The following is a 22,736-nucleotide window of genomic DNA, read 5'->3' on the forward strand; positions in this document are numbered from 1 at the left end:
TTTACTCTGTTTCTCCTTTTACTCTGCCCCGATACACATTTTCTTCTTTACCTGCGTTTACTTTTACTATTGACCATTTTTATGCACAGGTAATTTGAAAACGTCAGCGACAGGAATCATTGCGTTAACTTGGACAAAAGAGACCGTTTCCCTTCTGGCCGACGATTCCTTTATTCACAGATTCCACCGTTTATCCGGCTTTAACAAAGCATCGTGTTTTTTATTTTTTGTTTTGACCAAAAACAAAAAAGCCCTTGCGGACTTTTCATTTTTAATGGTGACTCGTACGAGATTCGAACTCGTGAATGACGCCGTGAAAGGGCGCTGTGTTAAGCCACTTCACCAACGAGCCAAAAAAAATGGCGCCTAAAACAGGGCTCGAACCTGTGACCTAACGGTTAACAGCCGTTTGCTCTACCGACTGAGCTATTTAGGCGTTTGCTTAATTATAATATCATAAGCCTTAAGGGTATGCAAGCACTTTTTTTCGTTTTTTAAATTTTTTTAATTCCATTTTTTAACATTTCTCAAAGGAAAAGTCTGCCCGGATCCGGGCAGACCACCGCTGTTTCAAAATTGCGTTAAATTGACGACCCATTTCTCTTTCCGCACTAACGAATAGGCGATCACCAGCTTCAGAATATCCGTCATCTGTCCGATGACATACAACACCAGAATATCAACGCCGGTAAAATAGGTGAAGCAGCAGATCAGCGGAATGTTCACCGTCCACATATAGCCCGAATCCATAAACAGAGTCGAACGCGTATCGCCGCCGGCGCGCAGAATGAAGTAGCACTGCGTGTTGCCCATATAAATCCAGAACATCACCGACATGATCCGCAGCACGTCCACCGCAACCTGCTTGGCGGTAGGCGACACCTGATAGAAATGCGGAACGACAAACGAAGAACCAAACATCAGAACCGCGAACAACAAGGAAAGCATGACGCTGAAGCCCAGCAGCTGATAACCATGATCGCGCGCTTCGTCCAGCTTGTTCGCACCCAACGGCTGCGAAACCAGAACCGTCGTCGCTGCGGCCATCCCGCCGAACAGCACGAAGAAGATATCGCCGATCGTATTCGCAATCGAATAACCGGACATGACCTCCGGTCCGCGCGTCGCATAGAACTTGAACAACGTCGCCATTCCCAGCGACCACATGACTTCGTTGAGCGCCAACGGCGCCGCCTTGATCAGAATGCTGCGGGCCAGCTGGCCGGGAACGTGGAACAGCTGCGCCAATTTGGTTTTAAACGGCAGATCCAGCTTCGTCAATACGATCAGCAGCACGGCCGCTTCCAGCACCCGGGCGATCAACGTCGCGATCGCCGCGCCCTCAACACCTAAGCGCGGAAAACCGAAATTCCCGAAGATCAGACAATAGTTCAGCACCGTGTTCGTCAGCACCGCCCCGGCGCTGATCACTAACGGAATTCTGGTTTCCCCCACCGCCCGCATCGCGCTGGAAATCCCCAATGACAACGCCATCGGCAAAAACGTAAACGCCGCAATCCGCATATAGGCGCTGCCCAGCTGAATGATCACCGGGTCGCCCGTAAAGAAATGCACAATCTCCTGCGGCGCCAGAATCCCCAGGATGAAGAACGGGATCATGATCGCATACGCGCTTAAGATCGAGAACCGGAACGATTGCTTCATTCGTTCCTCATCCCGCGCCCCGAAGAACTGTGCGATGAAGATCGCCGCGGCCGCCAGCACGCCGTTGGTCCCATAGGTCGCGATAATATAGAACCGATTGACCGCCGCGACGCCGCCCAGCGCCGCATCCCCCAGCTGGCCGACCATTAAATTATCGACAAGGTTAACCGAACTGGTGATCAGCTGCTGCATCATCAACGGGACCGCCACAGCCAGCGCCAGCTTGTAAAACTGCCGCGTTCCGAAAAACTTCGAGAATCTTTTTTTCATTTTTCCCTTCCTCCCTCTTTGAAATCAATGGTATCAGTTTATCATACTTTTCAAAGAAGGTCATCCTTCCCTTGAAGCAAACAGAAAAAGCCGCGGTTTCAGCTTCCTGCCGCTCTCTTCCGCCGCTCTTTCCTTTTCTGATAGATATTGTTTGAATTTCCGGCTTTTGCCGGACTACCGTTTGATTCCTCAGGCTTACGCTCAGCCTTCCAGATCCTTCAGGAACTGATCGCACGCCTGATCAAAGCTTGAATACGTCTGAATTCCGTTGGCTTTCAAGCCGCCGATCACAAACGCGTTGTAGCCGATCGGACAATCCAGGCCGGATGCCTGATTGCGTCCGATCCGGGAATCGGAGTACACCGGGTACAGCTGGATCGGCTTGCCGCTCAGCTTCTTCTCCAACAGAATGCCCAGCGCCATGTGGCTGCCGGTATCTTCATTCGCCAGATCCAGGAACACGTGCGTCGCTTCGCACTGGAAATGATAATCGGCTTCAAAGATCGCTGCCGGCGTCGACGCGCCGCCTTCGTTTAAAGGCAGGTCGATCGGATTGACAAGCTGAACATCGACATCCCGCTTTGCCAGTTCCTGACGCAGCCGTTCCCCTTCCTTCCGGCGCTGATATTGATCGGCTTCGGTAAACAGCGGGCCGACAAGATAGACCGTGATCATTCCTGCACCTCGCCTAACGCCCAGTCGATATAGCTCTGCATTTCAGCGATCGTTTTCAGATGGGCTTCGCCCTTGCCGCGGTCATGACTGCCGAGCGCCAGCACGCGCAGCAGCACCGGATGATCGCTCTGGTTGTTTTCCTGCAGTCTCGCGGCCATTTTCTTGCCATGATACGGCGGCACGTTGTTATCACATTCGCCAGTCTGGATATACGTTGCCGGATAAGCGATCCGGTGGATGTTGTGATATGGAGAATAGGAAAGCATGTACGAAAACAGCGCCGGATCCATCGGATCGCCGTATTCGGTGATATACATCGGTCCCCGGTCATCGTTGCGGAAACGGATCATATCGGTATGCGGCACCGAGGCGATGACGCAGCCCCACAGATCGGGCCGCATCGTCAGCAGCGCGCACATCAGCAGTCCGCCGTTGGAACCGCCGCAGATCGCTGTTTTCTCAGGGCAGGTCCAGCCTTCCTGCTGGATGCGCTCGGCGGTCGCGATGAAATCGGTGAAGCAGTTTTTCTTGTTTGCCAGGCTTCCCCCTTCATGCCAGCGGGTGCCGTATTCGCTGCCCCCGCGCAGGTTGATGCTGACATAGATCCGGCCCTGACTGACCCAGTCAACGATGTCCAGATCGACAAACGGATTATTATAGGAAGACAGGATCGCGTTGTTGTAGCCGCCGTAGCCATACATCAGCGTCGGGGTCTTTCCCGTTTTCTCCAACCCCTTCGGCATGACGACAAAGGCCGGGATGCGCTCGCCGTCCGGAGCCTCGGTGAAAATCTGCCGGACTTCGATATCCGCCGCCGTTTTGGGATTCGGCTGATACAGCACGCTCAGCTGATCGCCGGTCAGCTTCAAAAGCATCGGCGAATGGACAAACGATTCAAATTCCAGAATCAGTGAATCGGATTTGCGAATCCCGCGCCCATTCTGCATGGCCAGCGTGCACGCGCCCCATTGGCTCGGCAGCGACAGATCATGGACCTTCTTTCCTTCAGCGTCCACCACGCGGACGAACGACGCCGCATCTTTTAAATAGAACAGCACCAGCTGATCCCCTTGACGGATCGCATCTTCCAGCTTCATTTCACATTCTGCGACCAGCGTCCTGCCTTCCGCCAGCGTCTGGCCTTGCTTCACAGCGATCAGACGCCCCAGCGGCGCCTGAGACTGGGTCAGGAAAATCAGCTCCCCGTTCAGTGTATCGACATAGGTGAACGCGCCTTTTATGTTCGCGCTGACAGAGACAAATTCGCCGTTGTCCTGCTGCACAAAGATCACGGTATCGGCGTAATTTTCCATCACTTCCGCAACGACAGTAGCCCCGTCAGCGGAGCAGGCCAGACGTACCAGCACGGCGTTTTCACGGTAATCAAAGCAGGTTTGGATTTCATCCGTGTCGCAGTCATAACAGCGAACATGGTTGACGTTCAACCCTTTTTCCGGATCGGCGTCGGCGTCGGAATACAGAATCCGGCGGCCGGTCTTATCCCACAGCGAGTAGAAAATCCCGTCCAGTTTGCGGATCAGCTTGTTTTCCTTTTGATCGACGACCAGCACGCACGGGCGGCCAGCCCCGTCTTCCAGTCCGGTATAATAAATCAGATCCGGATCCGTAAAGGACGGATTGGCCGTAAACACCGTAATTGTGTCCGGAATCAGGCTCAGATCCGCTTCCCGGATTTCTTTAAATTCCTTGTCCAAAACGACCAGTGTGCGCGTGCCGTCCGCGTTGGCCCGGGTTGCCCAATAGCCCTCTGGCGTTTCCGTGACGGCGGTATAGCTGGCGTAAAACGGCCGCGCCTGCAGCTGTTCCTTTTTCTTCGCATAGCCCGGCAGCGTGCTGAAAAACTGATCGGTCAGCGCATTTTCCCTGGCGACCCAGCTCAGCACCGCGGGATCCTTCGGCTGTTCCAGTCCGATATACTCGTCCTTCATCGTCACGCCGAAGCGGGTTTCGGACCAGTCGGATTTTTTCCATTGCGGATAATTCATAACTCTGTTTCCCTCCTTGAAATTTCATTGATCTCATTGTACCACAATGCGCGGGGAAAAAGGATCCTCTTCCGCCGCCGAACACGTCGTCATCGTTTCTTAAGAAACCTGTCATAGACCTTCACAAAGCGTCATGGGGAAGTAAAGAACTTAAGATCTTTTCCTTTTATACTGAAAGTGACAAACAAGTCACCGGAGCGGCCATGGGAAAGTCATCTTCCGGTGGCATAATAAGGGAAACTTCAAGGAGAGTGAATTGTATGAGCCGACGTCGAGTTACGGAATTTCTGCCTTTTCTTCTGCCGCTGCGCAGAAAGCAGAAAATCTGGTGTTTTTATCAAAAAATGAAGCATGACGGGAATCGTTATGCGCGCAGGCAGGCCGAAGAACGGCTGCCGTATATCCAATATGAATGTACGCAGGGATTAATCAATCCTGACAGCGGGTATGATATTCAATATCAATACAACAAGGCCCACAACCTGAAGGTGGTCTCCCGCCGCATGCAGCAGCTGATCATCGAACCGGGCGAGGTGTTCTCGTTCTGGCAGCTGGCACGGGGCGCCGATCACGATGATCCCTATCTGCCGGGGCTGGGGCTGCACGATGGTAAAATCGTACCGGTCCATGGTGGCGGGCTGTGTTTTATGAGCGAACTGTTATATTGGATGGTGCTGCATACGCCGCTGACGGTGATCGAGAAGCATCCGCATCTGGTCATCTCGCTGCCGGCCAATCCAAATGCGGAAATGCCGGCGGGGATCGACGCGACGATTCAGGAGGGCTGGAGCGATCTGAAATTCCGCAACGATACGGATCAGCCGTTTCAGCTGATTCTGGACTTTGACGAGGATTCCGTTCACGCGCAGTTCCGATGCGCACAGCCGCCGCGCTGCCGCTACGAGGTGACTGGTTCCGCGCTGACTTATTCGCGAAAAAAAGGACAGATCTTCCGCACACAGGATATTGCGCGCACGATCTACGACGCGCACAGCGGTGAACTTGTGCGCAAGGAAGCCTGTTACACCAGCCGCAGCCGGATCGATTATCCGCTGCCGCCGGAAACTGAAATTATCGAGGAGGACTAAATCATGAACGAAAAATTGAACGTTGCCGTCCTGTTTGGCGGCTGCAGCGATGAATACCATGTTTCTTTGCATTCCGCGGCGGGCGTGCTGCGGGCACTGGATCCGCAGCGGTACACAGTTGTAAAAATCGGCATTGATCCTCAGGGCGACTGGTTTCTCACAAATGCAAGCGCGGCGGAAATCGAAGCAGATCAGTGGCATACAGCGTCGGATCTGCGTCTGCGACTGACCTTGGCTCGCAGCAACTTTGAATTAAAAAGTGAAAACGGTGAAACTGTAGCCGTCGACGTCTTCTTTCCGGTCCTGCATGGCCGCAATGGCGAGGATGGAACGCTTCAGGGCATGCTGGAATTGTTCCACATTCCTTTTGTCGGCTGCGGCATGGATGCTTCGCTGCTGGGCATGGACAAGGCGCTCAGCCATCAGCTGGCGCGGCAGAACGGGATCGAAGTCAGTCCGTTCATCGTGTTCGCTTATTCTGAGATCGATCAAAAGCGAGAATCGCTGAAACGGCTGCATCTGCCCTGCTTCGTCAAACCGGCCCGCGGCGGTTCCTCGATCGGCATCACCAAGATCAACGCTTGGGAAGAACTCGACGCCGCCTGCGCGGCAGCGGCCGAACATGACAGCCGGATTTTAATTGAAGAAGCCGTCGAGGGTGAGGAAATTGGCTGTTCCCTCCTTCAAACCTGCGACAGCCTCGTGACAGGTGCGGTCGACCGGATTCATTTAAACAGCGATTTCTTCGATTATGAAGAAAAATATGTCGATACCCACGCGCAGGTGGAATGTCCGGCGCAGCTGCCGGATTTCATCAGCGAACAGATGCGCTGTCTGGCACGGAAGTTGTGGGAAATCCACCATTGTCAGGGACTGGTGCGTGTGGATTGTTTCCTGACCCCGGACCAGCGAATCGTGTTTAATGAGATCAACACGTTGCCGGGCATGACCGCGACCAGCCGCTATCCGCGCATGATGGGACAGGCGGGTATTCCCTTTGAAACGATTCTGGACACGTTAATTGAAGACGCTTTGCGGCGGGGGAGGAACGCATGAACTGCGTACGGCTTGTCAACCGGGAACATCGCCTGGAAGCGGATGAATCTTACTGGACCCGCGAGCTGGTCTGGATTGATGAAAACACTCAGCTGCAGCCGGTCTGCGCCCGCGCTTTAAACGCCTGGATTACCCATTGCGGCGGGGAAAACGAAGTGACGTTTGTCAGCGGCTGGCGCAGTTATGATCAGCAGCGAACCCTCATGAGCGAAACGGAAAGTGAACGGGGATGGGATTACGCGCATCAGTTCGTCGCCGAGGTGCGGGCCAGCGAGCATCATACCGGGCTGGCCATCGACCTGGGCATCGCCGGCAAGGATCAGGATCTGATCTGCCCGGATTTCTCCGGTCCTCTGGCGGATCGGATGCGGGAATGCGCCGATCAGTTCGGCTTTATTTTCCGTTACCCCAAACACAAAACAGAAATTACCGGAATCAGCGAAGAACCCTGGCATTACCGTTATGTCGGACTGCCGCATGCGCAAATCATCGCTGATCACGACTGGGTGCTGGAGGAATACGCCGCTTTTCTTAAAGCTTATACCAAGGCCAACCCCTATCGCTATGATGACGGACAACGCCGCTGGCAGCTGTGGACGCAGCCGCTGGCCGAAACGCTTCCGCCCGCTGAAAACACGTCGGTCGAAAGCTCACAGCTGGATGAAACGACTTGCTTATTCGTCGAAGCGCTGGATCCTGAACCGATTCCTGAAGGTCGGGATAGGGCCTGGGTCGAGCTGGACGGGATCGCGCTGCGGCACAATTTGACGATCTTGAGAAAAGCCATGGCGCCGCAGCAGGAGCTGATGGCGGTCTTAAAGGCCAACGCTTATGGACATGGTCTGGAGCCGACCGCGGATTTCCTGAGCCGGCAGGGCGTTCGGCATTTCGCCGTCGCCACCGTCGAGGAAGCCAAGGTGATCCGGGCGATCAATCCGACCGCGGAGATTCTGATCTTAGGCTATGTTCCACCGCAGCGGGCAGCAGAACTGTCGCGTCTGCATCTCTCCTTAACCTTAACCAGTTACGATCAGGCCTGTCAGCTGGATCAGACCGGCTGTCCGATCAGCGCACATCTGCCGGTGGACACCGGGATGCACCGTCTGGGTGAAACCGCGGAGGATCTGGACGCCATCGCGCGGTACTATGCGCTGCCTCATCTTCAGATTACCGGCCTTTATTCCCATCTTTATGAAGCGGATAACCTGAGCGCTGAAGCCATTGCGCATACCCGGGCGCAGATCGAACGGTTCTTTCACGTCGTGGACGGTCTGAAACAGCGGGGAATCGATCCGGGCCGCGTGCATCTGCAGGGAAGTTATGGATTTCTGAATTATCCGGAGCTGCGGTGTGATCTTGTCCGCTGCGGAATCGCGCTGTTCGGCTGCATCGCCTCATTCCGATCCCGGATGGCGCTGGATTGGCGGCCCGTTGCTTCCGTCCACACCCGGATTGCGGCGTTGCGGCCGTTGAAAAAAGGGGAGGGCGCAGGGTACAATCATGCCTGGGCCGCTCCTTGCGATACGACCGTCGCGATTCTTTCGATCGGTTATTCCGATGGTCTGCTTCGCAGTTCCTCCTTCCAGGGGGCAGAAGTTCTGATTCATGGACAACGCCGTCCGATCGTCGGCGCGATGTGCATGGATCAATGTCTTGTGGATCTCGGCTCTTTGCCCGCGGCTGTCGGGGATGAAGTCGTCGTGATCGGTAAACAGGGAATGGGCCAAATCTCCGCACTGGAAGTCGCAGAAAAAACTGGAACGATTGTTCCGGAAACGTTAAGCATGCTTCGTGGACGAATGCCGCGCATTCTGGTTTAATCTGGTCTAATAAACTTGGATTTTCATCCAGTTCCAACTGAAGTATATTCCCTGTCAGGGGCAAAGATAAAAAGGGCAGGCAAGATAACGTTTTATATAACGTTTTATCTTGCCTGCTTCTTTGTATGGAAATTCTATTCCTTCCCGAACCGAGTAAGAACTCATAAAAAGATCATCGCCTTAATAAACTATAATTTATTTCTCCATCAAATGATTCTTCACAAAATCAAGTAGCAACTCTTTAAATACACTTTCTTCTCCTTGGAAATCGCTGAAATAAATTTCTATTGAATCTTCGTCTAAATACTTTATAAAGTTTATAACAACTATATCATTATCACTATATACAATACTATCCTTTAATTCAGTATAGGTAAGTTTTACATCTTCCGTAAAATCAATATAACTATTCTTCAAAAAAGATTGTTTCTCATAAACTCCTAAAAAACCAATCAGCTTAGTATATAAATCACCTTGTTCAATAGTATCTTCTGATAGTTTATAAGAAGCCATAAGATAAAACTGAATTTGGTTTGTAAATTTTTCTATTTTATCACAGAACGAATTCTTAATGTCTCCTTGGCAGCTAAAACAATCTATGTATAACTCATCAAAATCGGCATATTCATAAATATTATAATTTCCCAACAAGTTTTTATATGGAATGTGTATAGATTCCGGCGTTTCAATTTCCACACACACTAATTTATCCGTTTTTGTAAAAGTACAGGATGCTAAGAAGAATATCATAATGCAAATAAGCAATTTTCTCACTTTATTCACCACGCTTTCTATAAATACAAGTGATGTTTTTTATCTTTAGTTTAATATGAACTCACATAAATACATAAGACTCAAATCAATTAGTTTCTGCCTATTATCCAGACAGAGTATCTCATTACAATTACAGTATAGTACAAAACAATCTATATAACAGGTTATTTAATCACAAATTCTTTGGATACAATTAAATAGTTAGATATATATCGAAAGTAACAAAATTCATGGTCCAAATTTATTATCGAAACTCAAAAACAGGCTATTAAAAACATGAAATTAAACGAAGAAAAAGAAAATTTGGATTTATCAAATAGGTTTTTATTCAGTTTAGGATAGTCTAGAATTTCTATATAAAGAAACAGGCAGTACAGAGCATATCGTGCCTTGTACCACCTGTATTTTTATATATTTTCCAAGTTTACAGTAAAATCATCTGTCTGTTTTTTCATTACTTTCTTCTCAATCAGCAAGTCTGTCGATCTGCCGGACTCTCACCCGGCGGTACATGACGGCACTGAACACCATGCACACCGCTTCAGAGAGCACAAATGCCAGCCACAGCGCGTTCAGCCCGCCCCAGGTTGAAAGCAGCCAGGCCAGCGGCAGCACCAGGATCAGCTGACGGCCCAGCGACACCCACAGCGAAAGCATGCCGTCGTCCAGCGCCTGGAAGATTGAGCACAGCACGATCGACACCCCGGCAAACACAAACGACAACGAGATCGTCTTGAGCGCCGGAATGCCGATATCCAGCATCTCGGCGGATGCGTTGAACATTCCCAACAGGGCCTGCGGAAACGCCTGAAAGATCAAGGTTCCCAGCGCCATGATCATCACCGCGGCGATCAGCGAATACCGCGTCGCCTGGTAGATCCGTTGTTTTTTCTGCGCCCCGAAATTGTAGCCCACAATCGCGATCAATGCGCTGTTCATCCCCATGACCGGCATGAAGATAAACTGCTGCAGTTTGGCGTACACGCTGTAAACCGAAATCGCCAGTTCCGAATACGGCATTAATATCATATTCATGCCCAGCGTCATCACCGACGCCACCGACTGCATGATGATCGCCGGGAAGCCGACCGAATAGATCTGGCGGCAGGTTTCCAGAGAAAACCGGAAATGATTCAGACCCAAGTGGATAAACGGAATCTTCTTATGAATGATCCACGCCCCCAGCACCATCGCCAGAATCTGCCCGGCTACCGTGGCGATGGCCGCGCCCATGATGCCCATTTCCGGCAATCCGAACAAGCCGAAGATGAAGATCGGATCCAGAATGATGTTGACCAGCGCTCCGATGCCCTGCATGACCATGTTGTAAATCGCGTTGCCGGTCGCCTGCATGATCCGTTCCATCACAATCTGTACGAACACGCCGAAACAGAATACCGTGACGATTCCCATATACAGCGCCGCCTGCGAAGCGATCGCTTCGGAGGTGGTAAACAGATTGGCGAACATCCGCGCTCCGCCTAAACCGAAAAGCGCAAACACCGCCGCGCTCAGCAGCGCCAGAACGACGCCGTGCTGCGCAGCCTGATTTACCTCTTCCATCCCGCCTTCGCCCAAGCGCCGGGCCAGAAGTGAATTGACGCCGACCGCGGTGCCGACCGACACCGCGATGATCAGCATCTGAATTGGAAACGCCAGCGATACCGCCGCCAGCGCGTCTTGTGAATACCGTGCGACAAACATACTGTCAACAATGTTGTAGCAGGCCTGAATCAACATCGAAAGCATGATCGGAAGCGACATCGCCGTCAACAGCTTCTTCATCGGCATCGTCCCCATTTTATTCTCCATTCTATTCCTCCTTCAAAATAAAAAACCACTCTGTGTTTTTTAGAGTGGTTTTGCCTCACTGATTTTTTGATTCCCTTTTTCGTCTTTCCCGCAGGCATTCCTGAGGGTCCGACCGGGATTAGTTTACGCTTTCCTGATCCGCTTGTCAAGCAGATTTCTTTCCGTCAGTCCGTTTCCCCATCTGCCTGCCACTCCTGTTGACGGGCCTGCCAGAACTGCCGGTCCTTGTCGGTGACAGGCCGCAGCACGCGGCAGGGATTCCCGGCCGCGATCACACCGTCAGGCAGATCGTGGGTCACAACGGTACCGGCGCCGATCACAACCTCATTGCCAATCGTCACGCCGGGATTGACGATCACATTGCCGCCGATCCAGACAGAATTGCCGATTGTAATCGGCTTGCCATACTCCAATCCGGTATCCCGGACCTCCGCGCTCAGCGGATGCGCCGCGGTGTACAGACACACCCGCGGTCCCAGCATGACATGATCGCCGATTGTAATCGGACACACATCCAGAAACAGACAATCATAATTCGCAAAAAAATGATCGCCAATTTCAATCTGACTGCCGTAATCACACCGAAACGGCGGCATGATGACCACGTCTTCGCCGACGCTGCCCAGCAGCTCCTGCAACAACGTCTCGCGTTCCTCCTGCTGATCCTCTGCGGTCATGTTATAACGCCGGGTTAAGCGTAAAGCCCGCTGATGATCCGCCGTCAGCTGCGGATCCTGCGCGGTATACAGTTTCCCCGCCAACATTTTCGCCTGTTCATTCATCGTCGTTTCGTTTCCTTTCTTCGCTTTTCCTGTGCGCTTATTGCAGCGCAAGACCGTTTTAAGGAAAAGCTGCAAGATTCTCTTATTTTCCCGGGTTTTCCCAGGGATGGCAAGATGCTGCCCTACGCGCTTCAGTTTCAGAAGCGGCAACTGAGCCTGTTTGCGCGCCTGTTCAGTTTGCTTTCGTTTTAGAAGTCCACATTGGTGAAATCATCTCCATCGTCAAGCATGACGTGCGACTCCTCGTTGATTTTCTGCATCGCCAGCGTTAGCCGCTGCATGAACAGCTCGCGGTCTTCGTCCTCAAACGCCTCCGCCATCAGCGCCGCAAAATGCATGATGATCGCATCCGCTTTCCCGCAAACCTGCCGGCCATACGGCGTCGTTTTTAAATGCAGGCTGCGGCGATCCTTCTGTTCGATCTCCCGCTCGACAAAATCATTGCGCACAAAATAACTGATAATTTTGGTGACGTTCGATTTCGACATCCGGAAGACTGCAGCCAGCTCGCCCGGTTTTACGCCTTCATGTTTTCGGATATACTCCAGCACCTTTAAATAATGAGGATTGATCCAGTTTGCGATCTGTTGATCGATTGACTGCGTATACGTCGTACATAACGCAGAAAGCAGCACGTAATATTGTCTCTCTTTCGCTTCCATCCGCAGCCCCCTTTCGTCTTTCTCATTGTACCGCACATCCGAAGAAAGGAAAATCCCTCTTGTGAGAATCCGCAGAATTTTCGTGATTTTTCACTTGTGCTGGCGGCTGAATTCGCTGATCGAACTTCAGATTAACGTGGATAAACGATCTGATTGCGGCCTCTGGCCTTTGCCTGATACAGCGCTTTATCCGCTTGTTGATAGAGCGTCTCAAACAGGCAGCCCGCTTTGGCATAAGCACAGCCGGCGCTGACGCTCAGCCGGTCGGTCGCCGACAGCCGAATGTCCTGAACCCGCCGCCGCAGCTCTTCACAGCGGATTCGCACATTCTCCGCCTCACTCTGGCGAAGGTAGACGAGAAACTCATCACCGCCCGGCCGGCCGACAATTTCGCCGCTGAACACTTCCTGTAAAAGTTGGGCCACCTGCCCCAGCACCTGATCCCCTGCCCAGTGACCATAATTGTCGTTGACTTCCTTGAAATGATCAATATCCAGAAGAATTAAAGCACCGGTCTGTTCCGACCGCAAAACCGCCAGTTCCGCTTCCACCTGTTTGCGCGAGGCCTCAGCGTTGAGAATATGCGTCAGACTGTCGCGCTCCGCTTTTAAGCGCAGCCGTTCTTTCTCTTTAACCTGTTCGTCGATGTTGTTCAGCCGCCCGATCACATAGACGCAGCGCCCACTCGCATCCGTGATCGTCTGCATCGCGATGCGGAACCAGTGCGGCTGTTGCTGAGGATCACTCAGCGCAAGATCCCTTATCGTCTTTCCGCCGCTTTCCGTTTCCAGCAGCCGCGCAACTTCCTGCCTGATCTTCGCATAACGGAAGTCCGTGTGCGGCAGCTCGCGCATCTGTGCTGATTCCCCCGCAGCTTTCGCAGCCGGATCAAAAATCATCAGCTTCTGGGTTTTGATATCAAATTCAAAGAACAGGTCGTTGACCAGCTGGTATACCTGAAGATGTTTTTCCAACTCCAGCGAAATCTCACGATTCATTTTCGAACGCTGATGGCCGGCATACGCCAGCACAAGGATGATCAGCAAGCCGACCGCGCTGATCAACGTCACCGCCGTCAACGAATTCTCACGGATAAAATCCGTCAACGTCATCGTGTGATGGAAAACTGTATTCTTATAAATCAGCGACTGTGTTTCCTCATCGCTGGTCGACAGAATCACTTTGTTCAAAAGGGTCAGCAGCTCCTGATTGCCGCGGTTGGCGACGCCGAAACAGATCTCGTGCGTCTGCGCGGTCAAAGGGATCAGCCGCAGGTTGTTATATTTGGGCTGATTCAGATAATACTGCGCCGCATAGCCGTCGGCGATCGTGTAATCGGCCTGACCCTCATATACACTTTCCACGCAATCCTGCATCGAAGCGCAGACATGCGTCAGCGCCGTGTCTTCCCCATCAACCAATCCGCTGTTTTCGCTGAGAGCCATGACCTTGCCGCTCAAATTGGTTTCGTCAATGCGTTTGTTCAAAACCGCGACAAATTGGGAATTCAGATAGACCCGCGTCATTCCGAGGTTTCGCTTCTGGGCCAGATCATAGTCATAAGTCATCCCGGCGATCATTTCCACTTCGCCCGCAGCCGCCATTTGATCCAGCTGCGCCGTCGAGTCTGCCGGAACAAATTCAAACGTCAGGCCGGTCTTTTCGCTGATTGAGCGCAGATAATCCACGGCAATCCCGGCCGGCTGGCCCTGATCCTCAAATTCCAGCGGCGGATAATCACGCAGATAGCCCACGCGCACGCTCTGCGTCTTATCAATATACGCTTTCTCACTGTCCGAGAGCACAAGCCGGTTGGTTAAATTCCCGAAATACTTTTCTTCCAGCCGCGTGGAAAAGTAGGGATCCGACTGTTCAATGTTCTGCAAAGCATAGTTCAGTTCCTTGATCAGACCGCTGGTGTCCTTTTTGGAAGCGATGAAATAATACGGTTTGGGGGCAAAACGGGCGATTGTCCGCAGTCCTTCGACCCGGTCAGCGCTTGTTTTCAGCACCGCGTCCGCAGCTTTGTTTTGCAGCAGCTCCAGAACATTCTGATCATCGTTATAATAAACCAGCCGGGGATTGACCTTATTGATTTCACAGAATTCAAGAAATTCGTTCTTCCGGGCAACCGAATTTTCATGAATGGCGACCGTCAGATCCTGATCGATCCGCGAATCAATCACGATATCCCGCGTATCTTCCGCCGACACCTGCAGCACAGTTTCCACCATGCCGTAGCTGTATGCCGAGTAGTCATACTTTGCTTTCATGGATTCCGAGTACATCATCCCGCCCATTAAGTCGATCGTGCCCTCCGCCACCTGATCCATCAAAGCCAGAAGATCGTCGTCACTGTTGGAGCCGATGACAAATTCATATTCCCATCCGGTATACTGCGCGATTTCCTGTAAATATTCGTAGGTGTAGCCGCTCTTTTTACCATTTTCCTCAATTTGCGTCAAACCAGACTGAAGCGGATAGGCAATCCGGACAACACGTTTTTTCTGAGCCTGCACGGCAGGAAAATCCCACATAAAAAAGAGCAGAAAAATCATTCCGATTTTTCCCCAGAAGGATGCTTGTTTTTTCCTCGTAATGCCCGCTGATTTCATTCCTTCACTCCTTGCCGCTGATCTTCGCAGATGATTTAAGATCCAATTTTATTCGCCGCCGATCAGGCTTTGTTCGCCTGTTTTCGCAGTTATAATTATTTATTCTCAATAACTTTTAGTATATCAAATATTTCGCGTTCCGGCAATCTGAACCGAGAAATCCAGAGCTGGATTTAAGTAAAAACAACATGAATTCAGTACATAAAGACACATCCTGCTTTTTGAGCCGCCTCTGGTGATTCGCGGATGCGGCTGTTCCTCAGCCGCCTTCCTTTTTTCCAGCCGATCAGAATTTATTGGAAGACAGCCTCGCTTGGCGCTGGATCTTCCACTTTGGCATAAGATGCAACCCGCGCAGAAGAAAGCCGTTCTTATAACACCCGGCAATTTCTTTTCAAGCTCTGTTTTTTATACAGTGATCTGTTACTCGTTCTCCCCCTGGCGGCTCATGAATTTCTCTCACGTTGATCCCGCTTGAGCAGATCGGGAAGCTTCATAATTTAAGATAGGGTGCTCTGGATTTTATTGGTATAATAAAGTCAGAATCAAAAAGATTTCCGCTCTCCCGTTGGAAATTCAAGCGAAAGGAGACTTATGAAAAACAGATTACGCCGCTTTATGACGCTATGCTTCTCCCTTGCCTTGTTTGGGGCAAGCGCCGCCAGTTCTCAAAGAATACTGGCTGAAACCCCGACAGAACCGGATCGGACGATGGGCGCCGTCTTCGACACCCCTTACCGCCATACTCTGCAGTCGGATTATGCGGCGATCCGCCAATCCGATCTCAGCGAGTGGACGGACACCGTCTGGCAAAACGATGTGCTGGACGCTAAAGTCACGGTCTGGGCAGGCAGTCAGCCACTGGAGCAGGTGGAAATCCGCTGCGATGATTTCAGCAGCGGCAATCACCGCATCAGCGCGGAAAATGTTGATATCCGCTGGCTGCGGGAAACGCTCGCCAATATCGGCAGCGGGGATCCGGAAGCTCCCGTCATCGCTTATCCTGACGTGATCCATCAAGGCGAACCCGCGTCGATCGAAGCTCAGCAGCTCAAATCCGCCTGGATCTCGCTGACGATTCCCAGGGACACTGCCCCTGGCGTCTATACCGGGACGCTGAATGTCACTTCCGCCAATCATTCTCCCGTTCAGCTGACACTGACTTTTGAAGTTCTCGATCTGACCGCGCCGGACCCGCAGGCAGGAGCGACACAGGTTGAGCTGTGGCAGCATCCCTACACAACCGCCCGCTATTATGGGGTAACGCCGTTTAGCGACGCACATAAAAATTACCTGCTTGATCAGCTGCGGGAATATGCGCAGATGGGCGGGCGCGGCGTGATTGCCACGATAGTGGAAGAAGCCTGGAACCACCAGTCCTATGACAGTGATCCGTCGATGATTCACTGGACCCAAACTGCGGATGGAACTTTCAGTTTCGATTATACCGATTTTGATCAGTGGATCGAGCTGGCCATTCAGGCAGGCGTCCTCGATCCGCAGACCGGCCGGGGACAGATCAAAGCTTACAGCATCGCTCCCTGGGGCAACATTGTCACTGTTGTTGACGAAGCAAGCGGCACTTCCCGACGGCTGACGCTGACGCCCGGCAGCGATGACTGGCAGGCAGCCTGGACGGCGTTTCTGGAAGATTTCCTGCGGCACACGGTGGAAAAGGGTTGGTTTGATCTCACGTATATTTCGATGGACGAGCGGGAAATGGAAGTCCTGCAGCCCTGCGTCGAGCTGATAAAAGGGATCCGCAGCGAGGCTGGGAAATCCTTTAAAATCGCCTCGGCGATGAATTATTCCGACCTGGACGATGATGCGTTTCTGGATCGGATTGACGATATTTCCGTCAGTTTGATCAACGTCAAGGACAAGTCGGACGCGATGCGGAAGCTGGCCTTGCATCGTCAGGAACAGGGCTTGTTAACAACGCTCTACACCTGTACCGGACAATATCCCAGCGCCTACACAATCTCCGATATGGCCGACACCGCCTGGACGATGTGGTACACCATGAAGCAGGGAACCGACGGCTTCTTAAGGTGGTCATGGGACGGCTGGGTTGAGGATCCGCTGACCGATGTATCCTACCGCACATTTGAGCCGGGAGATCCGTGGTTGATTTATCCTGCGGAACGAGATTCAGTTGGCGATCATTTTTACGAATCGCCGCGGTATAAAATGTTGAAGCAGGGCATTCGGGATATCAACAAAGCCAAATTGCTTCAAAGCTTATCTGCGGAATCCGAAGCAGCCGTGGATCAGTTAGTTCAGTCGCTGAAACGGCCGAAGATGAAAATCGACCGCTATGGCAGCGCAACCTATGCCCGAAATTCTGATCGTGAGCTTGTCCAGAGCGAAGTGCTGCGAATGCGGAAAGGGATTGATGAGATCGCGAAGGCGTATCTGCAAGCGCGGGTTGTTCCGATTACCGGCATGGAATGCGGAGCGTCGATCATCCTGCGAGTTGGAAAAACCAGCGAAATTGCCATCGAACCATTTCCGTACAACGCCAATCCGGTGACCTGGCGATACCACAGCAACGACGAGACGATCGCCACCGTCGATGAAACCGGATTGATCAGCGCAAAGAACCCGGGAACCACAACAATTCTTGTGCAATGTGAGGAAAATGATCAGATCGAGAAAGAGATCTCGCTCATTGTCCTCGATCCTTCACAGGCTCCCCGCAAACGGACGTCGGTTTCCGCCGATCTGAAACTGCGGATACAGAAAATCCTTCAGGCCGCCGCAGCGGCAGAGAGCCATCCTTAATCGCATGGAAAACAAGAGGCTGGAAAGCTTTGATTTTGATCTTTTGCGTTCCAGCCTCAATTTCAGTTATAGCCTGCCTGGCATCAATCCACACTCTTCATAATTCTGCACACACAAACGATAGGAAAGATGGGGAAAACTTCTTCCGATTTTCAAATTTCCCATAATAATCTCCAATCCGTTTCACTATCCCCCATTTGGAAAGCGGCAGCTGTATAAAAAGCAAGGTAAAAGGCGGTTTCATCGGCTAACTCATAAAACACCAGCGCAAACATGTGAATTGAGAAATTTAATTCAAAAATAGATCAAACAAATCCCTGACCGGCGAGCTGGTTGAGATGGGTATCAGGGTAGTCCTTATTCTGCATTCTCCGGTGGGATTGGATTTGAAGCTGAGAAGGCAGAGTGATCATTAAAATTACAATCACGTAAATAAAGTAAAATGAAACCACAGAGGTTGCCTCCATAAATTCAGCTTTGGATGAAACTGGCTCTTACTTATAAAAAGTTTTGATGTCTTTCCCGGCATCTTTGTGATTTTGAGCGGAAGAACAAAATGGCCATGGAAATTTCCAAACAGTTATCCAGTCGATATGTTTGTTTCTATCTCATAAAGATTAGTTAAATTAACGATGATTTCAAAAGATTTCTTTGTAATCGTTACCCTTGGTTCTTCACAACCTAATTGCATCAATAATTTTCTGACGATATATAACCCTTGACCTGAATTACCATTACTTCTAGAAAAATCCCCTGAATAAAAACGATCAAAAATCCGCGTTGAATCCAGACTGGAATCTTCTTTGATCGAGTTTTGGATACTGATAATCAGCTGTTCATCGTTGAAAATTAAATTTATGTTCAGATTCCCAGCAGTTGAATGAACAGCGTTAACAATGAGATTTTGAAAAACTCGTGTTAGCGCCATTTTATCGGAAGCGATGAAAATTTCTTCTTCTATTAAATGAATTTCTGGAGTTATCTTAACTTTCCAGAAAATCAGTTAATATTTGACAAATTGCTTTGTCATCTTCTGCGATCAATATACGACTCATCTTTTTTGACCTCCGATTATTTAAAACATAACGTTTAAGCAGATGCTAATTTCGATGACAATGAAGTCCTTTCTGATCAAATGCAGCCTTTATTGAAAGATTTTATTTGTTGCTTCGACTCTTTCCAACCCTAACAGCTTAAATATGAAGCTAACAATAAAACTGCCGATATTGCTTTAATGGCCGTCCATCTCTGCTTGAAATCATGTTCATCTATGATCCGCAAACTCTATTTTCCTGATCAACTTTTATTTTTAAGTTTACTTCATTTCTAATCTTATTTATAAACAACGATCCCTATTCAACGAAGAACTGGCAGCCCTATCCTCAGCGTGCCTCACACAGGCTCTTTATAAGCTCCTTTATATACAAAAAAGGGATGCGCTACTTTTAGCGATATCCCAATAATCTCATTAACATGGTGGAGCATAACGGGATCGAACCGTTGACCTCCTGCGTGCAAAGCAGGCGCTCTCCCAGCTGAGCTAATACCCCATGTATATTTAAATTCGATGGTGGGCCTGAATGGACTTGAACCAACGACCTCACCCTTATCAGGGGTGCGCTCTAACCACCTGAGCTACAGGCCCAATTAACTGTTTCCCATCGAATGCTTAATAAATATACCACGGAGAAAATAAAGTGTCAACAACTTTTTAAAATTTTTTGTTTTTTTTACATACAATTTTTTTGCAAGACAAAATGCAGGCAGCCCCTTCCATTCAATTTCACAAAAGACAGGCAGACGCGCTATTCCAGAATCTTAACAAAATCGTCGATTCCCTGAAAAATCGCATACGCGATTTCATCCAGATGTTCCTCTTTTTGCAGCGCAGTCAAATCCTGACCGTTGGATAAAAATCCAATCTCGGCCAGAATTCCCAGCGATGTCGTCTGTTTCAAGATGAAGATATTTCCGGTTTTGGGCTGAAACTTGGAGTTCGTCACCGGCCGCAGCCGTTCCAGAACAGCGGCGGCCAGCTGATGCGAATTTTCATTGCCCTGCTGATAATACACCTCTGCGCCATGTACCCGGCTGTCCAGCGAGATGTTGCAATGAATGCTGACAAACAACGTGACCTGCGGCTGATTCATAATTTCAACCCGTCTTTTTAAATCCTCCCGCTTGACATTCTTCGCATCGGCGGGCGCCAGATCAACATCCTCCTCACGAATCATGATGACCTCCGCGCCTGCCCCCTCCAATAGCCGCTGCAATTTCTTCGCCGTCTTCAAATTAATCTCATCTTCGTCAATCGCCTGACTCCGTGCTCCCGGATCCTTTCCCCCATGTCCCGCATCGATCACGATTGTCATTCCGTTTAAACGCGTATCCGACATGACTGTGATCGCGCGGCTGAACGCCCGCATCACCAGAGCGGCGATCAACAGGACAATCAAGCTCCCTGTTGCCCAGCATTTTCGTTTTAATCGTTTCATCGCTTCATTGTATGAAAAAAGCAGCGGTTCTATGCCGCTGCCCCTGACTTCGCTTTGCTTAACAGAATAAAGCTCAAGACCAGACATCCGCCTTCGCTCACCGTCGGCGTCAGCCAGATTCCCAACGCTCCGAAAATCGACGACATCGCAAGCAGACTGATCAAAATTACGACAATCCCCCGGGCCAGCGACAAGGTCAGCGCCGCTTTCGGTTTCGCCAGCGCGACGAAGAATCCCGAAGTCAGCACATTATACCCCATAATCAGAAAACAAAAGGAATACAGGCGGAACGCCGCTACCGAACTGCCAAACAATGCCGTTTCCTGCGGCTGGATGAAAACCGAAACGATCTGCGGCGTAAAAATCCAGCAGCCGCCAAAGCACAGCGCCGAAGTCAGCGCGACCGCTGTCATGCCATAACGATAGACCAATTTGATCGTTTTCGAATCCTGCTGCCCCAGCGCATAGCTGACCAACGGCTGACATCCCTGCGCAATGCCCACAAACGCCATTAAGACCAGATTGTAAACATACGTCATGACCGTGTAGCTGACCACGCCCGAGGTTCCGATCACCGTCAGAATCTGATGATTAAACGCAAACACAATCACTCCGGCCGACAGTTCTGTAATGCAGTCGGCGATGCCGATCGGAACAATCCGCCGATACTGCGACAGCTCCAGCGAAAACCGGGTGAAATGAAAATGCGTTTTCCGGCTGAACAGGAAATGACTGAAAAAGACCAGGAAGGTCAGCAGCTGCGAGATCCCGGTCGCCCAGGCCGCTCCCGCCAGCCCCCAATGGAAGCCAAAGACAAACAATGCGTCAAGCACAATGTTCGTCACCGCGCCCAGCAGCACGCCGAAGGTGGATAACTGCGGAAAACCATCCGCCTTGATCAACACTTCAAACGAATAGGAAACGATGAAGAAAAAGCCAAAGCCGCCGATGATCCGGAGATATTCCGTTACATAGCTCAACGTATCGCTGCCCGCTCCCAGAAAGATCGCCAATGGTTTGGCGAAAAAGACACAGCATGCCGAGATCAACAACGCCAGGACCGACAGCACAGCCGTGTTCATCGTAAACAGCTCGTTCGCCCGCTCCGTTCGCCCCGCGCCTCGATGGATTGAAATCAACGTCGACGCGCCGATCGACAACAGCAGAGAAAAAGCAAACATGAAATTGATAAACGGCATCGCCAGATTGACAGCCGCCAACGCCGTTTCTCCTGCGTAGTTGGCAATAAAGATGCCGTCTACCATCGTATATAAATTAAATACCAGCATCGACGCCATCGACGGCAGGACAAAACGTATAAATTTTCGTTTTAAACTCATAATTTCTCCTTCCTGAACCAGTATAAACCTTGGTATAATACCAGAGTCAAGAGGTGAAGGAATGAAAAACCTGTATCAGATCCAGGAAATTTGCCGACTCTATCATATTGGAGCCGATTCCCTGCGCTATTACGAGAAAATCGGATTGATTCAGCCGCAGCGCAGCGCAGGCAATTACCGGCTGTATTCGCTCAGCGATATCTGGCGGCTGAACGTTATCCGCGATTTACTAAAGCTGGGATTCAGCACAGGACAGATTAAAACCTACCTGGATGCCCGTTCCGTAGCGACGACCCGCAGTCTGCTGGGCGAAAAAGAAGCCATTCTGCGGCAGAGAATCAAGGAGATGGAGAAAGACCTCCAGGATGTACAAAAGCGCCGCCAGAGCCTCGAGGTGGCGCTCAGCGAGCCGATGAATCAGGTTTGCCGGCGGACATTGGAAAAACGACGATGTCTGCTTCTCAAAGAAAAGATTGAGCGTGACGAGGATATTGATTTCCTGCTGACCAAACTTTCCGGACGGCTGGAGGAACAACTCTCCATTCTCGGCAACGGCGATACGGGTTCAATTCTGGAGCTGCAGCCTGACGGTTCAGTCCGCTGCACGTCCGTTTTCATCTGCACAGAGGATGAATCGTATGATTTCATTCTGGAAGCAGGCGATTATCTCACGCTGACCTATAGCGGGCGCTATGATACCCACGACGAGCATCTGCGTCTTTTACAAGAAACAATCGAGAAACAAAACCTGAAGCCAGCGGGAAATTTCCTTGAATTTTTACTGATCGACGTTCATGAAACCCAGCGTTACGAAGAATACGTAACCCAGCTTCAGGTGCGGGTCATTCCTGCCTGATCGCTTCCCTTAATTGAAAGGCACCCTTCTACTGCG

At 50.8% G+C, this 22,736-nt stretch carries 16 protein-coding genes and 4 tRNA genes; 5 read left to right on the forward strand and 15 right to left on the reverse strand.

What is annotated here, in order from left to right; genetic code table 11:
- Positions 1 to 275: 275 nt before the first annotated feature.
- The 5 genes from I2G61_RS14815 to I2G61_RS14835 all read right to left on the reverse strand — a co-directional run bounded on the left by I2G61_RS14815 (position 276) and on the right by I2G61_RS14835 (position 4,616).
- Positions 276 to 352, reverse strand: a tRNA-Glu gene (locus I2G61_RS14815).
- Between the two features lie 8 nt (positions 353 to 360).
- Positions 361 to 436, reverse strand: a tRNA-Asn gene (locus I2G61_RS14820).
- Between the two features lie 134 nt (positions 437 to 570).
- A complete protein-coding gene (locus I2G61_RS14825; RefSeq protein ID WP_072683895.1) occupies positions 571 to 1,935 on the reverse strand; it encodes an MATE family efflux transporter in 1,365 nt (454 codons plus the stop codon).
- A gap of 201 nt (positions 1,936 to 2,136) precedes the next feature.
- The gene (locus tag I2G61_RS14830) at positions 2,137 to 2,610 is read right to left on the reverse strand and encodes a hypothetical protein (protein WP_072683896.1); all 474 of its coding nucleotides are present in this window, start codon (positions 2,608 to 2,610) and stop codon (positions 2,137 to 2,139) included.
- Entirely contained in the window at positions 2,607 to 4,616 is a 2,010-nt protein-coding gene (locus tag I2G61_RS14835) for a prolyl oligopeptidase family serine peptidase (RefSeq protein ID WP_072683897.1), read from the reverse strand. The genes I2G61_RS14830 and I2G61_RS14835 overlap by 4 nt, the downstream gene beginning before the upstream one ends.
- 260 nt (positions 4,617 to 4,876) lie before the next feature.
- Between I2G61_RS14835 and vanW the strand changes: the two genes are divergently transcribed.
- From vanW to alr, 3 genes are read left to right on the forward strand one after another with little or no spacing between them, the layout of a single operon-like run.
- Entirely contained in the window at positions 4,877 to 5,704 is an 828-nt protein-coding gene (vanW, locus tag I2G61_RS14840; RefSeq protein WP_072683898.1) for a glycopeptide resistance accessory protein VanW, read from the forward strand.
- Between the two features lie 3 nt (positions 5,705 to 5,707).
- The gene (locus I2G61_RS14845; protein WP_072683899.1) at positions 5,708 to 6,760 is read left to right on the forward strand and encodes a D-alanine--D-alanine ligase family protein; all 1,053 of its coding nucleotides are present in this window, start codon (positions 5,708 to 5,710) and stop codon (positions 6,758 to 6,760) included.
- Positions 6,757 to 8,580, forward strand: coding sequence for an alanine racemase (gene alr / locus I2G61_RS14850; protein WP_195548412.1), 1,824 nt, complete (start codon positions 6,757 to 6,759; stop codon positions 8,578 to 8,580). Before I2G61_RS14845 ends, alr begins: the two co-directional genes overlap by 4 nt.
- 195 nt (positions 8,581 to 8,775) lie before the next feature.
- Here the strand turns inward: alr and I2G61_RS14855 are convergent, their stop codons facing one another.
- The 5 genes from I2G61_RS14855 to I2G61_RS14875 all read right to left on the reverse strand — a co-directional run bounded on the left by I2G61_RS14855 (position 8,776) and on the right by I2G61_RS14875 (position 15,168).
- The gene (locus I2G61_RS14855; protein ID WP_139248578.1) at positions 8,776 to 9,276 is read right to left on the reverse strand and encodes a hypothetical protein; all 501 of its coding nucleotides are present in this window, start codon (positions 9,274 to 9,276) and stop codon (positions 8,776 to 8,778) included.
- Positions 9,277 to 9,819: 543 nt separating this feature from the next.
- Positions 9,820 to 11,166 (reverse strand): MATE family efflux transporter, encoded by a 1,347-nt coding sequence (locus tag I2G61_RS14860; protein WP_072683901.1) that lies wholly within the window; start codon positions 11,164 to 11,166, stop codon positions 9,820 to 9,822.
- 164 nt (positions 11,167 to 11,330) lie between these two features.
- Positions 11,331 to 11,948, reverse strand: a complete 618-nt coding sequence (locus tag I2G61_RS14865; protein WP_072683975.1) for a sugar O-acetyltransferase — start codon at positions 11,946 to 11,948, stop codon at positions 11,331 to 11,333.
- Positions 11,949 to 12,136: 188 nt separating this feature from the next.
- Complete coding sequence (locus I2G61_RS14870; RefSeq protein ID WP_072683902.1) at positions 12,137 to 12,610, reverse strand: MarR family winged helix-turn-helix transcriptional regulator; 474 nt, start codon at positions 12,608 to 12,610, stop codon at positions 12,137 to 12,139.
- Between the two features lie 131 nt (positions 12,611 to 12,741).
- Positions 12,742 to 15,168, reverse strand: a complete 2,427-nt coding sequence (locus I2G61_RS14875) for a transporter substrate-binding domain-containing protein (RefSeq protein ID WP_195548413.1) — start codon at positions 15,166 to 15,168, stop codon at positions 12,742 to 12,744.
- Between the two features lie 651 nt (positions 15,169 to 15,819).
- Here I2G61_RS14875 and I2G61_RS14880 point away from each other — a divergent pair.
- A complete protein-coding gene (locus I2G61_RS14880) occupies positions 15,820 to 18,009 on the forward strand; it encodes a glycoside hydrolase domain-containing protein (RefSeq protein WP_229100779.1) in 2,190 nt (729 codons plus the stop codon).
- Between the two features lie 580 nt (positions 18,010 to 18,589).
- Here the strand turns inward: I2G61_RS14880 and I2G61_RS16820 are convergent.
- The 5 genes from I2G61_RS16820 to I2G61_RS14905 all read right to left on the reverse strand — a co-directional run bounded on the left by I2G61_RS16820 (position 18,590) and on the right by I2G61_RS14905 (position 21,844).
- Positions 18,590 to 18,937, reverse strand: a complete 348-nt coding sequence (locus I2G61_RS16820) for a HAMP domain-containing sensor histidine kinase (RefSeq protein WP_072683904.1) — start codon at positions 18,935 to 18,937, stop codon at positions 18,590 to 18,592.
- A 546-nt stretch (positions 18,938 to 19,483) separates the two neighbouring features.
- Positions 19,484 to 19,559 (reverse strand) — tRNA-Ala (locus tag I2G61_RS14890).
- 18 nt (positions 19,560 to 19,577) lie between these two features.
- A tRNA-Ile gene (locus tag I2G61_RS14895) sits at positions 19,578 to 19,654 on the reverse strand.
- A 160-nt stretch (positions 19,655 to 19,814) separates the two neighbouring features.
- Positions 19,815 to 20,504: an N-acetylmuramoyl-L-alanine amidase gene (locus I2G61_RS14900; RefSeq protein WP_072683905.1), complete on the reverse strand. Its 690-nt coding sequence runs from the start codon at positions 20,502 to 20,504 to the stop codon at positions 19,815 to 19,817.
- Positions 20,505 to 20,533: 29 nt separating this feature from the next.
- Entirely contained in the window at positions 20,534 to 21,844 is a 1,311-nt protein-coding gene (locus tag I2G61_RS14905) for an MATE family efflux transporter (protein ID WP_072683906.1), read from the reverse strand.
- A gap of 61 nt (positions 21,845 to 21,905) precedes the next feature.
- On the opposite strand from I2G61_RS14905, the gene I2G61_RS14910 reads away from it, so the two are divergent.
- The gene (locus I2G61_RS14910) at positions 21,906 to 22,700 is read left to right on the forward strand and encodes a MerR family transcriptional regulator (protein WP_072683907.1); all 795 of its coding nucleotides are present in this window, start codon (positions 21,906 to 21,908) and stop codon (positions 22,698 to 22,700) included.
- Positions 22,701 to 22,736 lie beyond the last annotated feature (36 nt).

Source organism: Holdemania sp. 1001095H_141210_F2 (assembly GCF_015558105.1).
Taxonomy (GTDB): domain Bacteria; phylum Bacillota_I; class Bacilli_A; order Erysipelotrichales; family Erysipelotrichaceae; genus Holdemania.